This is a genomic window from Oceanihabitans sp. IOP_32 (genome assembly GCF_009498295.1).
Lineage (GTDB): Bacteria > Bacteroidota > Bacteroidia > Flavobacteriales > Flavobacteriaceae > Wocania > Wocania indica.
The window spans coordinates 612,718-627,287 of record NZ_CP040813.1 but is presented as its reverse complement, the minus strand read 5'-3'; the positions used below and the strand labels follow the sequence as shown (position 1 = coordinate 627,287).

Below are 14,570 nucleotides of genomic sequence, written 5' to 3'. Positions count from 1 at the left end.
GAGTTAATAGGTTGCTTTTTGGTTTAAGACGGTCGGTTTTATTTAAAATTCAATTCATCTTTAATGAGATAACGTTTTTTATTTGATTTGGTACGTAAAATAATTTCACCTAAAAAACCAGCAACAAAAAACTGCGTACCTATAATCATGGTTGCTAATGCGATAAAAAACTCTGGACGCTGGCTTATAAGTCTTCCGTCAGGATTAAAAAAAAGTTTATCGACCCCTAAATATCCCGAAAACCCAAAGCCAATGGCAAACATGATAAAACCTAAAGCGCCAAATAAGTGCATGGGGCGTTTACCAAAGCGCGATATAAACCAAATGGTGATAAGGTCTAAAAAACCATGTACAAACCGATTCATTCCAAATTTAGTTTGCCCATATTTTCTCGCTTGGTGCTGTACTACTTTTTCGCCAATATTGGTAAATCCTGCGTTTTTAGATAACACGGGAATATAGCGGTGCATCTCACCATTTACATCAATGTTTTTTACCACCTCGAGTTTGTAGGCTTTAAGTCCGCAGTTAAAATCATTTAATTTAACACCAGAGGTTTTTCTTGCGGCCCAATTGAATAATTTTGAGGGTAAATTTTTTGATAACACGGCATCGTATCGCTTTTTTTTCCAACCAGAAACTAAGTCGAATCCCTCATTTACAATCATGTTGTAAAGCTCTGGTATTTCGTCAGGATTGTCTTGTAAATCGGCATCCATGGTAATAACAACAGCGCCTTCGGCTTTGTTAAAACCAGCGTGTAATGCCTGAGACTTGCCAAAGTTTTTTACAAATCTAATACCTTTAACGTCCTTATCGTTGGTAGAAAGTTTGCTAATTATTTTCCAAGAATCATCTGTGCTACCATCATCGATAAATATTACTTCGTAAGAAAAATTGTGAGACCTCATAACTTTTCGAATCCAATCGTTAAGTTCTATAAGTGAGTCTTGTTCGTTAAGTAGCGGTATAACTACAGATATATTCATTTATACGTTTAAAATTTCGCTTCAAAAATACTCAAATTATTGAGCTGCTGGATTATTTTTTTTCATAAAGGCTGCTACTACTAATCCAATTAAAGTAAAGAGAACAAGAGAACCGGCAAGACTTTTTATAATGTTTACCAAGGAATATTGATTCTGAGATTCCATTTGATCCACCGATTCTGCTATAATTTCATTTGGTGTATTAAAGCCCTCAAGCATGGCAATGGTTTTCTCTATTGTTAATTGTTTTAAAGTGTCGGCTGCTTCTGGATCGATAAAATTAAATAAGAGATAAGATACAAAATTACTTATTACTAATCCAATTAATACGGTTAAGAAGTAAGACGCAAAAGCTTGCTTAAAAGTTGCAAAACCAAGTAAGGCCTGTTTGGTTTTAACAACCGATATAATACCTAAGGTAATTACAACCACAAGAATAAATATTCCAAACCACATATTCGTCATGAGCGTTAAATCTAGAGCATAAGCCAACACGGTTAATAGTGCTAGTAGGGCTCCTAGGTACAAACCGTAATTTGTGGCGATTGTTTTTAAGGCTTTTTCCATAAGTATAGAATTTAGTGTAATTTATACGCTTATTTTTCAAAGATAGAAAAAGCTTATCATTTATAAGTTTATAAAATTTATTAAAAAGTATTGCAAAGTTATAAAAAAAGCTTAAATTTGCAGCTTGAAATTATAAAGCATAAAAAGCGTTTAGCGATGAGAAAAGGTATACACCCAGAGAATTATAGATTAGTAGCGTTTAAAGATATGTCTAACGACGATGTGTTTTTAACTAAATCTACTGCAAACACTAACGAAACAATAGAGGTGGATGGTGTTGAATATCCGCTTGTAAAAATGGAGATTTCAAGAACTTCACATCCATTTTATACTGGTAAATCTAAATTAATAGATACTGCTGGTCGTATTGATAAGTTTAAAACAAAATATGCTAAGTTTAAAAAATAAGCTTAGTCCGATAGATTTACAAAGCCTTTCAAGTTTACTGAAAGGCTTTTTTTGTGCTTATATATAGATTAGTAAGCCAGAGCTATATAGTTTACCTTTTAAAAAAGAATAGGAATATTTATTGTAATGTTTATATTTGATGTGAAAAAAGCAAATTATCCTAGCTTGTAGGGTTTGTTGCGTTAAAATATTATTCGTAGGCCTTGTCCTATGCATAAACACACCAATTAATAAAACATGAATTATATTTTATTTGATGGGCCTGCCCGCAATAATTTGTTGCCCTTTACATTTACAAGACCCGTTGCCGACATTAGAATTGGCATTTTAACGATAAGAGAAAAATGGGAATTGTTTTTAGGCTCTACCATGACGACGGTTACTGAAGATTATTTGTCTGATAAGTTTCCAATGGTCGAAATGGATGAAAATATATTAATAAACGCCTCCTATTTACCAAATAAACTTTTAGTAGATCTTGTTGCTGATTTAAAAGAAAATCAAGCCATTTTTGACGGCGAAGATGTAATTGCATTTTATACTAAAGCTTCTCAAACCGATGTTGATTTAGACAATTATGAAGCCATTGAGTTTCATGACGATGTTATAAAAATTGAGCATAATTGGGATATTTTCTCTAAAAACGGTGAAGCTATTCAAGAAGATTTTAATTTAATTACTAAGGGAAGGCAATCTCAACCAATTCCTGCCAGTAATAATGTTATTGCTCCAGAAAACATTTTTGTAGAGCAAGGCGCTACTTTAGAGTTTGCTACACTTAATGCAAGCCTAGGGCCCATTTATATAGGTAAAGACGCTACGATTATGGAAGGTGTACTTGTTCGAGGACCGTTAGCTTTAGGGGAAAGAGCGGCGATAAAAATGGGAGCTAAAATTTATGGCCCAACGACCATAGGGCCATGTAGTAGAGTAGGCGGTGAAATTAAAAATTCAGTTATTTTTCAAAATTCAAATAAAGGTCACGAAGGCTATTTGGGAAATTCAGTTTTGGGAGAATGGTGTAACTTAGGTGCAGATACCAACAGTTCTAATCTTAAAAACAACTATGCCGAAGTGAGTATGTGGAATTATGAAACCGAAAATTTTGTTAAAACAGGATTGCAGTTTTGTGGACTTATGATGGGCGATCACAGCAAAAGCGGTATAAATACCATGTTTAATACGGGAACCGTTGTTGGTGTGAGTGCTAATGTTTTTGGAGCTGGTTTTCCTGCAAAATTTATTCCTAGTTTTAGTTGGGGGGGCAGTGCTGGTCTTGCAACTTATCGAATCGATAAGGTTTTCGAGGTAACTAAGGCTGTTATGGAAAGAAAAAAAATAGAATTTACAAAACACGATAGAGCTATTTTTGAGCATGTTTTTGAGCTAACAAAAAAATACCGGAAAAATGAAGAGCATAAATCATAAGGTTGATGGTTTTTTAAATCAAGATACGCCCTAAAATGTTGCAAACATGAAAGTTATATGGTTTTGTAAATAAAAATTTAGTTACTTTTGTAAAGTCCTAGTCTAAGTTAAACCATGATAAAACCACTTTTTACTAACCACAAAAACTTTGCATTCTTATATTTTTCTGTACTGTTAATTGATATAATAGTTAAGGTTGGCCTACCTGAGTTTCCGTATCGGTTTATGTCTAAACCTTGGTTAATGATTTTGTTAATGGTCTACTTTTTTTATAGCAAAGTTGGGCATAACAAGAAAAGACATGGTTGGGTGTATTTAGCTTTATTATCTTTTTTAATTGGGGATATCACTATTATAATTCACGAAAACGTCAATTTTTTTCTAATTAGTATATTGTTTTTTTCGATTGGTAAATTGTTTTTTTGCGCTAAATTTTCCCATAAAAAAGATTTTGAAATCTCGAAATTAATACCCTTTACGCTTGCCATATTTGTTTACATTATCCTTATCGTTGCCTTTTTATTTGTAGATGTTCACGCCTTTATGATTCCCGCATTAATTGCGTTTTTTCTAACCCTCTTAATGTTGCAATTTGCTTTTTTAAGAAAAGGGGTTTATAATACTACTAGTTTTAACTCTGTTTTTATTGGAGTTTTATTATTCACCATAAGTGAAAGTATTATGGCTATAAAAACATTTAAATTTCCTTTACCATTTGAAGATGTGATAATCATGCTGCTTTATGGGATGTCTGTTTATTTTTTAGTATTTGGAATAATTAATGAGAAAGAGGGCGAACAGAAGGAAGCAGAGCTGTTTTCAGACGATACAGATATTTAGTGTTTCCATCTTTTTATAAGCTTTTTAAGAAGTCTTTTTAGGGTAGTTTTAAAGTCTAAATTAATACGCTAACACATAATTTTTAGGCAGTCGTGTACTTAGTCGTTTTAAATATCATGATTAATGGCTACTCTTTTTTTCAATATTAGTTATTAATTGTAGTTTTGCAGCTTCACTTGTTTGAATATTCGTTTTAAAATAACGATTTTAATTCGTATTGAATATATAATTTTCAAAATAATAAATACCTGATTCAAGCACAGGTACATCTATAAAAATGAATAAAAAAGTAGCATTTTATACTTTAGGTTGTAAGCTTAACTTTTCTGAGACATCAACCATTGCAAGAAGCTTTAATAAAGAAGGTTTCGATCGAGTAGATTTTTCTGAAAAAGCAGACATATACGTTATTAATACCTGTACGGTTACAGATAATGCAGATAAGCGTTTTAAAACCATAGTTAAGCAAGCACAAAAAATTAATCCTGATGCTTTTGTTGCTGCGGTGGGGTGTTATGCACAGCTTAAACCGGAAGAATTAGCCGATGTTAATGGTGTTGATTTGGTGCTTGGGGCAACCGAAAAATTTAAGATTACCGATTATTTAAACGATTTGTCTAAAAATGATTTTGGTGAAGTGCATTCTTGCGAAATTGAAGAGGCCGATTTTTATGTAGGAAGTTATTCGTTAGGCGATCGCACTCGTGCTTTTTTAAAAGTACAAGATGGTTGCGATTATAAATGTACATTTTGCACCATTCCTTTGGCACGAGGTATTTCCCGAAGTAATGCTTTAGAGAATGTTTTAAAGGATGCCCAAGATATTTCTAAACAAAATATCAAGGAAATCGTTTTAACAGGTGTTAATATTGGTGATTATGGAAAAGGTGAGTTTGGAAATAAAAAACACGAGCATACGTTTTTAGATTTGGTTACCGAATTAGATAAAGTCCAGGGAATAGAGCGCCTGCGAATCTCCTCAATAGAGCCCAATCTTCTAAAAAACGAAACCATAGATTTGGTTTCAAGGTCTAGAGCTTTTGTACCACATTTTCACATCCCCTTACAATCAGGAAGTAATGCAATTCTAAAAAAAATGAAACGCCGCTATATGCGAGAACTATACGCAGATAGGGTGTCTAGAATTAGGGAGGTAATGCCACATGCCTGTATTGGTGTCGATGTAATTGTTGGTTTTCCTGGTGAAACCGACGAGTTGTTTCTGGAAACCTATAATTTCTTAGCCAATTTAGATATTTCTTATTTACACGTTTTTACCTATTCTGAGCGTGATAATACTCAGGCCATTACCATGGATGGCGTTGTGCCTAATAATGTTAGAAGCAAGCGCAGTAAAATGCTACGTGGCTTATCTGTTAAAAAACGACGTGCTTTTTACGAAAATCAGTTAGGAACGCACCGAAATGTATTGTTTGAGAGCGAAAATAAAGAAGGCTATATTTATGGCTTTACCGAAAATTACGTCAAAGTAAAAACACCTTGGAATCCCGATTTGGTAAATACCTTGCATGATGTTAAGCTTACTAAAATTGATGAAGATGGTGCGGTAAGACTTGACTTTTTGTAATAAAACCCAAATAAATGGAAAACCGAAGAGTAAAAGGCTTCGGTTTTTTTATGACGTTTATAGACGTTTAAATCCTTAAACCAACAGGAAGCATGCGCTTATATTTTCTGTTGCTTCTTACAAATTTAGCAATTTCTGGACTAGTAGGAACCACGCTTAAGTTGCGTCCTCTAATCTGTTCAAAAACAACTTCTAAAAATTTTTTCGTAAATTCGTCATCTTTTATACCGTTGGGCACAATAAGTTTGGTTAAGAAAATTTTTCGTTCTTGTAAAGAATATTCGATTATCGCCAAATGCTCATCAATTTTAATTTCATATTGACGTAAAAAATCGTTGTCAATCAATTCTGCAGTTTCAACCATAATGATTTGTTTTATTTCTAAAGGAATTTTTAAAATAGCGAGGACTATTTTATAACTTTGTACGAAAGTACGAAAAAAATAGTTGTAATCCACGAAACTAATGGTTAAAACCTTATGCATCAAGAGATAATACATGTGTATTTTATGCCTGGGATGGCGGCAAGCCCTAAAATTTTCGAGTATATAAAGTTGCCAGAGAACAAGTTTAAAATGCATACCTTAGAATGGATAAATCCGTTAGAAAACGAATCATTAAGCAGTTATGCTTCGCGAATTTCAAAACATATATATCACGATAATGTTGTTTTGGTAGGTATCTCCTTTGGAGGTGTTTTAGTTCAGGAAATTTCGACCCAAATTAGGGTTAGAAAACTTATTATTATTTCAAGTATAAAATCGGCACACGAAATGCCCAAGCGTATGCGTATTGTAAAATCAACTAAGCTTTATAAGTTAATACCAACCCATTTTGTTGGTGGTTTAGAGGGGCTTGTTAAATACGTATCTGGAAGCGATATCACAAAGCGTTTAGAGTTTTACAAAAAGTATCTCGCCGTTAACGATAGTCAATATTTAAGTTGGGCAATTAAAAATATGCTGTGTTGGAAACCAGTAAAACATCACCCAGAAATTATACATATTCATGGGGATAAAGACAGTGTCTTTCCCATAAAAAACATTTCGAATTGTATCACTGTTAAAGGAGGTTCGCACGTTATGATAATTACCAAATACAAATGGTTTAACGCAAATTTACCAGAACTCATTTTAAAAAATTAACTGGATTTTAACCTGTTTGAAATTGTGTAAACGTGGCGATTAGCCTTTTTTAAAAGCTTAATTCGTTTAAACAAGTTTTAAAACACTAAAAATTAACTATTTAGTTGTAATTATTTTTTCTATCTTTAATAAAAAATCTATTAGAATGAAATTAATACAAAAAACCCTCGCCTTTATCGGATTACTAAGCCTTTGTGGCATGTTTATTTATGCTGTACAAAACGCGCCTACCGACGAAAATTTTGAAACCAAAGTAATAAACGACTACAATGTTTACGCTCTGCAAATTCCAGACTATTTAAATTTTGCGGGAGAGCCAGTACCTCTAGAGAACCCCGATATTTTAGAGCGCATGGACAGAGAGCTATTGGTTAATACCTATTGGCAGTCTAATGGTTTATTAATGTTTAAACGCTCTAAAAAATACTTCCCAATAATTGAACCTATTTTGGCAAAACATGGTGTTCCGGACGATTTTAAATACCTTGCCGTTATAGAAAGTGGTTTAACCAACGCGGTTTCGCCAGCGGGCGCACGTGGGGTTTGGCAAATAATGAAGGCCACAGGAAAAGAAAATGGTTTAGAAATTAACAACAATGTCGACGAACGATATAATTTAGAAAAAGCTACTGAAGTGGCTTGTAAATATCTCATTAAGTCTAAAGAACGATTGGGATCGTGGACTTTGGCTGCAGCAGCTTATAATGCTGGAAATGCCGGTATATCGAGACGTCTAAAAGCACAAAATGTTAATAATTATTACGATTTGTTGTTGGGCGAGGAAACAGGACGTTATTTGTTTAGAATTGTAGCGCTTAAAGAAATATTATCGTACCCAGATAAGTACGGTTTTAATTTTAGAGAGAAGGATTTGTACAAAACAATACCAACTTATAAAGTTGAGGTTGACACTGCTGTTAGTGATTTCGCAAAATTTGCCAAAAACTTTGGTATTAATTATAAAATATTAAAATTGCACAACCCTTGGCTTCGTGAGCCACATCTTAATAATAAATCTAAGAAAGCCTACAAAATTGACATTCCGAAGGAAGGTTACTACCAAGCCAATCCGTAAATGCTTGAATTTTTTAAAAATAACATCTGGTATGCACTGTTTATTGTTAACTACATATTAGCTATATCGGCTGTAATTACCATTTTTTTTAAACGTATAAATCCAACTAAAACACTATCGTACATTATTGTACTAGTGTTTTTTCCTTTTGTGGGCTTATTGATTTATTATTTATTTGGTCAAGAGTATCGGAAAAATAAAATCTTCAAGAAAAAACGTATTTTAAACGAACGGGTGGTCCAATCTATCGATGATGAATTAGAGCTTAACAGAGAAGAAGTAAAGCAAGTTCAAGCCTTTTTAGAAGATAAAATTAAACTGGTTAAGTTGTTGCGCACTAATGATAACGAACCACTAAGCTTAAATAACAGGGTCGAGATATTTAAAAGTGGTGACGATAAATTTGAGGCACTCTTAAAGGATATTAAGCGCGCAGAACATCACATTCACTTAGAGTATTATATTGTTATGGATAGCAAAATTGGACTAAAAGTTTTAAATGCGCTTTGTGAGAAAGCTAAAGCGGGGTTGCAAGTGCGATTAATTTATGATGATGTTGGTAGTAAAATATCAAGATCAATGAAACGTAAACTCACCCATGCTGGCGTAAGGCATAGGGCATTTATGCCTGTGTTTTTTTCAAAGTTTACAGGTAAAATGAACTATCGAAATCACAGAAAAATTGCTGTAATTGATGGTGTAATAGGTTATGTTGGAGGGGTAAACATATCAGATGAATATGTAAACCAATACCGAGATAAGGGGTATTGGCGCGATACGCATTCACGTATTTATGGCGAGGCTGTAAAATCCTTGCAAGTTCATTTTTTATCTACTTGGGATTTTGTTTCTAATGAAAACATAGCTAGTTATAAGCCCTTGTTTCCTAAAGTTGAAGATTTTAACGAGCAAGTTGCCATTCAAATTGCGGCTAGTGGGCCAGATACAGATTGGGCAAATATTATGGAAGTTATTTTTACTGCAATACTAACTGCTCAAAAATACGTGTATATAACAACACCTTATTTTGTGCCTAATTCTGAAATGCTAACCGCGATACAAATCGCAGCCAAAAGCGGTGTTGATGTGAGGTTAATTATCCCGAAAAAGTCCGATTCGTGGATTGTTAAACACGCCTCTAACTCCTATTTAAAAGCTTTGTTGGATGCTGGCGTAAAAATTTATAAGTACCATGAAGGCTTTATACATGCAAAAACCATGGTGATTGATGATGTGTTTTGCACCATTGGTACCTCAAACATGGATTATCGCAGCTTTAATATTAACTTTGAAATTAATAGTTTTATGTACGACAGCGTGCAAAGTGAAATATTAAAAAGTCATTTTTTTGAAGATTTAACCCAGAGTACTTTAATAGAGTACGAAACCTTTTTAAACCGCTCAAAGTTTGAGAAGTTTAAAGAATCGTATGCACGGTTGTGGTCTCCCTTGATTTAAAATTAACCTCTTCTTTTTTGAGCTCTTAAAGAAGCACCGGCACCGTAATGCTGATTTGGACCTGTGGCACGTTTCATATTTTGCTTCATCATTTTTATTTGATCGGTAAGCATACCTTGTTTATCTAGCTTTTGAGCTTCATTTAAAAGTTTTTGCGCTTCTAATTTTCTGCGTTTAGAGAATGCAATACCCGCTAAGTTTAATTTTGCCATGGCTAAATCGTGCTTCATCGATAAGCCTAATGCAATCGCCTTTTTAAAATATTTTTCGGCTTCATTCATATTGGTTTGCGATACCATCAAGCCATGTAAGTAGTTGTAATATCCTTGTTGCTTTTTAACTAATGCAGCCTCGGGATTTTTAATTTTATCTAACCATTTCTTCGCACCTTCAAAATCTTGTTTACGCAACCTTAAGAATGCCAGTAAAATAATTTCATTTTTAAAATATAGAAAAATAAAAATTGTGGATAGTAATAAAAACATGATGCCATTACCTATAAAGCCTTCAGTAAATTGATAAATGGCAAGAGCAATAAGACCCGCAGCAATAATTAATTTTATAATTTTATTAAACATGATCGTTAATTTTAAATAAAAAAGATGGTTCGTTACACAAAACGTTCGCTATTTGATGTTTTGCTGCTGCAAAGAAAGCAAATTTTTATTAAACGAGGTGTATCTATAAATAAGAAATGGTGGGGTTTAACGTGAATTGATAAAGCTTATTAGGGTGTTTTTTATTCAAATCTATAAATTAAAAAATATTTTTAAAATAGGTTTGCGAGAGTAATAAAGGCTTTGTATATTTGCCGACGGTTTTGGAGTAGACCGAAAAGCAAAATAATAAAGATTTACAATATCAGATTTTAAAAAGATAATATCATGCCAAAAAGAACATTTCAGCCTTCTAAGAGAAAAAGAGTTAATAAACACGGTTTCAGAGAGAGAATGGCATCTGCTAACGGAAGAAAAGTATTAGCACGTAGAAGAGCTAAAGGAAGAAAAAAATTATCTGTGTCATCTGAAATTAGACATAAGAAATAATGATCGACTATTGAAGATATTAAAAAGGTGTTACTTAATTGTAACGCCTTTTTTTATACCCAAATATTATTATTTTTATATGAAATTAAATTCATCACTTAACTCGATTTAAAATGCCTAAAAACGAAAAACTAAAATCTGTTTTAATTATTGGTTCTGGACCTATTATTATTGGTCAAGCATGCGAATTCGATTACTCGGGTTCTCAAGCTTTAAGATCCTTAAGGGAAGATGGGATAGAGACTATTTTAATTAATTCTAATCCAGCAACTATTATGACAGATCCGTCTATGGCAGATCATGTGTACTTGTTGCCGCTTACTACAAAATCCTTAATAAAAATATTAAAAGAACACCCTCAAATAGATGCTGTTTTACCTACAATGGGAGGACAAACGGCGTTGAATTTATGTATTGAAGCCGATGAAAAAGGCATTTGGGAAGATTTTGGTGTTGATATTATTGGGGTCGATATTGACGCTATAAATATTACAGAAGACAGGGAACAGTTTAGGGAACTCATGCTTAAAATTGGGGTACCTATGGCGCCTCAAGCCACAGCTACATCTTACTTAAAAGGCAAAGAAATTGCTCAGGAATATGGCTTTCCTTTGGTCATTCGAGCCTCGTATACATTGGGTGGGGCTGGTGCCTCTATTGTGCATAAAGAAGAAGATTTTGATGAGTTATTAACTCGCGGTTTAGAGATTTCTCCTATTCATGAGGTTATGATCGATAAAGCGCTTATAGGTTGGAAAGAATATGAGTTGGAATTGTTAAGAGATGCCAACGATAATGTCGTTATTATTTGCTCCATCGAGAATATGGATCCCATGGGAATTCATACAGGAGATTCAATAACGGTGGCTCCAGCTATGACTTTAAGCGATAAAACGTATCAAAAAATGCGTGATATGGCTATGCATATGATGCGTAGTATAGGTGACTTTGCCGGTGGATGTAATGTGCAGTTTGCCGTATCTCCAGACGAAAATGAAGACATCATAGCTATTGAAATTAATCCACGGGTTTCGCGATCTTCTGCATTAGCCAGTAAAGCAACAGGGTATCCCATTGCAAAAATTGCAGCTAAATTAGCTTTGGGCTATCATTTAGATGAATTAAAAAATCAAATCACAAAATCGACTTCGGCCTTATTCGAGCCAACTTTAGATTATGTTATTGTAAAAATACCACGTTGGAATTTCGATAAATTTGAAGGTAGTGACCGAACTTTAGGGCTTCAAATGAAATCTGTAGGTGAGGTTATGGGTATTGGAAGATCATTTCAAGAGGCCTTGCATAAAGCCACACAATCTTTAGAAATTAAGCGTAACGGTTTAGGTGCAGATGGTAAGGAAAATAAAGATTACGACCAGATTATAGAGAAATTAACCAATGCCTCTTGGGATCGTGTTTTTATAATTTATGATGCCATCAGAATGGGAATTCCACTAAGTAGAATTCACGAGATCACAAAAATTGATATGTGGTTTTTAAAGCAATACGAAGAATTACATATGCTCAACAATGAGATTTCAACATTTACTATTGATACGATCGAGAAGGATTTACTGCTTGAAGCAAAACAAAAAGGTTATGGCGACCGGCAAATTGCGCATATGTTAGGCTGTTTGGAAAGTCAGGTGTATAATAAGAGAGAAGACCTTGGGGTTAATCGTGTTTATAAATTAGTGGATACTTGTGCAGCCGAATTTGAAGCCAAGACCCCTTATTATTATTCTACTTTTGAGAGCGATATGCAAACGACCGATGGCAAGCGTTTTTCGCATAATGAAAGTGTTGTAACCGAAAAGAAAAAAATTATCGTTTTAGGCTCTGGTCCAAATAGGATTGGGCAAGGTATAGAGTTCGACTACTGTTGTGTTCATGGTGTTTTAGCTGCTGCCGAGTGTGGTTACGAAACGATTATGATTAATTGTAATCCTGAAACCGTTTCAACCGATTTTGATATCGCCGATAAATTATATTTTGAACCCGTTTTCTGGGAGCACATTTACGATATTATTAAACACGAAAAGCCAGTAGGGGTTATCGTGCAATTAGGTGGGCAAACAGCTTTAAAGCTCGCTGAAAAACTAACCAAATACGGTATTAATATTATAGGCACGAGTTTCGAATCGTTAAATTTAGCTGAAGATCGCGGGGTGTTCTCCAAACTTTTAAAGGAAAATAACATTCCTTATCCAAAATTCGATATTGCGACTACCGCAGACGAGGCAGCAGCGATAGCCGATGTATTAGACTTTCCAATTTTAGTACGCCCCTCTTATGTGTTAGGAGGACAAGGCATGAAAATCGTTATTAATAAGGAAGAGTTAGAAAAACATGTGGTCGATTTGTTAGCTAGAATGCCTGGAAATCAACTCCTGTTAGACCACTATTTAGATGGTGCTATAGAGGCTGAGGCCGATGCCATTTGCGATGGCGAAGATGTTTATATTATTGGTATTATGGAGCATATTGAACCTTGCGGTATTCACTCAGGCGATAGTAATGCGACATTACCACCTTTTAATTTAGGTGAGTTTGTCATGCAACAAATTAAAGATCATACCAAAAAAATAGCATTAGCCTTAAATACTGTGGGTTTAATTAACATTCAATTTGCCATTAAAGACGATGTGGTTTATATTATTGAAGCCAACCCTAGAGCATCTCGTACTGTACCTTTTATCGCAAAAGCATACGGAGAGCCTTATATAAACTATGCAACAAAGGTGATGTTAGGTGAAAATAAAATTAAAGATTTTAATTTTAAGCCTAAGTTAGAGGGCTACGCTATTAAACAGCCCGTGTTTTCGTTCGATAAATTTCATAATGTTAACAAGAAACTCGGGCCTGAAATGAAGAGTACAGGAGAAAGTATCTTGTTTATAGATAGTTTAAAAGACGACCAGTTTTACGATTTATACTCCAGACGAAAAATGTATTTGAGTAAATAATGATAATAAATAAAAGCCGCTTTGTGCGGCTTTATTTATTTTTAAAATACTAGTTTGTATCGAAATGCTGCGTGATAGGAAATAGATTGTTTGAATTACACTACCTATTACATCTTTCAATGGTCATTTAATTCAAATTCCACTTTAGCATTTTGATTTTTAACCAAGTCCATATGCTCTTCAATTTTAAAGACAGAACGTTTAAAATTCTCAGATCTGTTTCTAGAGTGTTCTTGTCGCATGATGCTTCTAGAAAATCTACGTACATCGTCTTTAGTCTTTAAAATAATACCTGGTACAGGCACATTATTGCCGTCGTTATCTTTGGCTACCATCGTAAAGTAAGACGAGTTGCAATGTTTTATTTCTCCGGTTTGAACGTTTTCAGATTCCACTCTAACACCAACAACCATAGAGGTTCGTCCTGTATGATTTATAGATGCTTTTAACGACATGAGCTCGCCAACTTCAATGGAATTTAAGAAATCAACTTTATTAACCGATGCCGTTACACAGTAGTGTCTAGAGTGCTTAGATGCACAGGCAAATGCAATTTGATCCATGAGGTTTAAAATATGACCACCGTGAATTTTACCGCTAAAATTGGAATGCGATGGCAGCATGAGCTGCGTTATAGTTATTTGAGATTCTTCAATGTGTTTAAACATGGTTGTAATACAATTATATTATTCGTTTTGTTCTTATTAAACTTTAATTATAAAATATTAGGAGATGCCTGCAAAAGGTGTTTTTCTGGGGCTCAAAATAGCAAAGTTTTATAAAATTACCTTGAAATTCTTTAAGATTGTCTATAAGTATACTTTGTTGCCAACTGTACTTTTCAATCAGTAAGGACGTTCATTGACATACTGAATACTTTATTTTTTTAAACGATGTCAAATTGCTGACAGTCAGAAGCAAAAAAAACCTAGAGCATTTTCATGTCTAGGTCGATTTTCTTATTTTATAGTGCTCATATATAGCAGAATGTATAAACGGGCACTTTCAGAGGACAAATATACAATAATAATACCAAATTTTGTCATATTGGTTAATATTTA

General features: G+C 33.9%; 14 protein-coding genes. 9 read left to right on the top strand and 5 right to left on the bottom strand.

Features of this window, described 5'->3' with window-relative positions; all coding sequences use genetic code 11:
* Positions 1–38: 38 nt before the first annotated feature.
* Together FEZ18_RS02585 and FEZ18_RS02580 are read right to left on the bottom strand one after the other, a co-directional pair.
* Positions 39–989 carry a glycosyltransferase family 2 protein gene (locus FEZ18_RS02585; RefSeq protein WP_153266877.1) on the bottom strand — a complete coding sequence of 317 codons (951 nt, stop codon included), beginning with the start codon at positions 987–989 and terminating at the stop codon, positions 39–41.
* Positions 990–1,025: 36 nt separating this feature from the next.
* Complete coding sequence (locus FEZ18_RS02580; protein ID WP_153266876.1) at positions 1,026–1,556, bottom strand: DUF4199 domain-containing protein; 531 nt, start codon at positions 1,554–1,556, stop codon at positions 1,026–1,028.
* 156 nt (positions 1,557–1,712) lie between these two features.
* On the opposite strand from FEZ18_RS02580, the gene FEZ18_RS02575 reads away from it, so the two are divergent.
* From FEZ18_RS02575 to mtaB, 4 genes are all read left to right on the top strand, one after another.
* Positions 1,713–1,964 carry a type B 50S ribosomal protein L31 gene (locus tag FEZ18_RS02575; RefSeq protein WP_153266875.1) on the top strand — a complete coding sequence of 84 codons (252 nt, stop codon included), beginning with the start codon at positions 1,713–1,715 and terminating at the stop codon, positions 1,962–1,964.
* 237 nt (positions 1,965–2,201) lie between these two features.
* Positions 2,202–3,392, top strand: coding sequence for a GlmU family protein (locus FEZ18_RS02570; protein ID WP_153266874.1), 1,191 nt, complete (start codon positions 2,202–2,204; stop codon positions 3,390–3,392).
* Between the two features lie 114 nt (positions 3,393–3,506).
* On the top strand, positions 3,507–4,232 hold the full coding sequence (locus FEZ18_RS02565) for a lysoplasmalogenase (protein WP_153266873.1): 726 nt from the start codon (positions 3,507–3,509) through the stop codon (positions 4,230–4,232).
* A 277-nt stretch (positions 4,233–4,509) separates the two neighbouring features.
* Entirely contained in the window at positions 4,510–5,820 is a 1,311-nt protein-coding gene (gene mtaB, locus FEZ18_RS02560) for a tRNA (N(6)-L-threonylcarbamoyladenosine(37)-C(2))-methylthiotransferase MtaB (protein WP_194269508.1), read from the top strand.
* 67 nt (positions 5,821–5,887) lie between these two features.
* Here the strand turns inward: mtaB and FEZ18_RS02555 are convergent, their stop codons facing one another.
* On the bottom strand, positions 5,888–6,184 hold the full coding sequence (locus tag FEZ18_RS02555) for an N-acetyltransferase (protein WP_153269025.1): 297 nt from the start codon (positions 6,182–6,184) through the stop codon (positions 5,888–5,890).
* A 114-nt stretch (positions 6,185–6,298) separates the two neighbouring features.
* On the opposite strand from FEZ18_RS02555, the gene FEZ18_RS02550 reads away from it, so the two are divergent.
* The 3 genes from FEZ18_RS02550 (at position 6,299) to cls (ending at position 9,497) form a co-directional block, all read left to right on the top strand.
* Positions 6,299–6,964, top strand: coding sequence for an alpha/beta hydrolase (locus FEZ18_RS02550; RefSeq protein ID WP_153266871.1), 666 nt, complete (start codon positions 6,299–6,301; stop codon positions 6,962–6,964).
* Between the two features lie 145 nt (positions 6,965–7,109).
* Positions 7,110–8,039, top strand: a complete 930-nt coding sequence (locus tag FEZ18_RS02545; RefSeq protein ID WP_153266870.1) for a lytic transglycosylase domain-containing protein — start codon at positions 7,110–7,112, stop codon at positions 8,037–8,039.
* Entirely contained in the window at positions 8,040–9,497 is a 1,458-nt protein-coding gene (gene cls / locus FEZ18_RS02540) for a cardiolipin synthase (RefSeq protein WP_153266869.1), read from the top strand.
* 2 nt (positions 9,498–9,499) lie between these two features.
* Here cls and FEZ18_RS02535 read toward each other — a convergent pair whose 3' ends face one another.
* Positions 9,500–10,075 (bottom strand): DUF2892 domain-containing protein, encoded by a 576-nt coding sequence (locus FEZ18_RS02535; RefSeq protein ID WP_153266868.1) that lies wholly within the window; start codon positions 10,073–10,075, stop codon positions 9,500–9,502.
* Positions 10,076–10,381: 306 nt separating this feature from the next.
* Between FEZ18_RS02535 and rpmH the strand changes: the two genes are divergently transcribed.
* Together rpmH and carB are read left to right on the top strand one after the other, a co-directional pair.
* Positions 10,382–10,543: a 50S ribosomal protein L34 gene (gene rpmH / locus FEZ18_RS02530; RefSeq protein ID WP_153266867.1), complete on the top strand. Its 162-nt coding sequence runs from the start codon at positions 10,382–10,384 to the stop codon at positions 10,541–10,543.
* A 113-nt stretch (positions 10,544–10,656) separates the two neighbouring features.
* Entirely contained in the window at positions 10,657–13,509 is a 2,853-nt protein-coding gene (gene carB, locus FEZ18_RS02525) for a carbamoyl-phosphate synthase large subunit (protein WP_153266866.1), read from the top strand.
* 116 nt (positions 13,510–13,625) lie between these two features.
* On the opposite strand, the gene FEZ18_RS02520 is transcribed toward carB, so the two are convergent.
* Positions 13,626–14,177, bottom strand: a complete 552-nt coding sequence (locus tag FEZ18_RS02520; protein ID WP_194269507.1) for an acyl-CoA thioesterase — start codon at positions 14,175–14,177, stop codon at positions 13,626–13,628.
* Positions 14,178–14,570 lie beyond the last annotated feature (393 nt).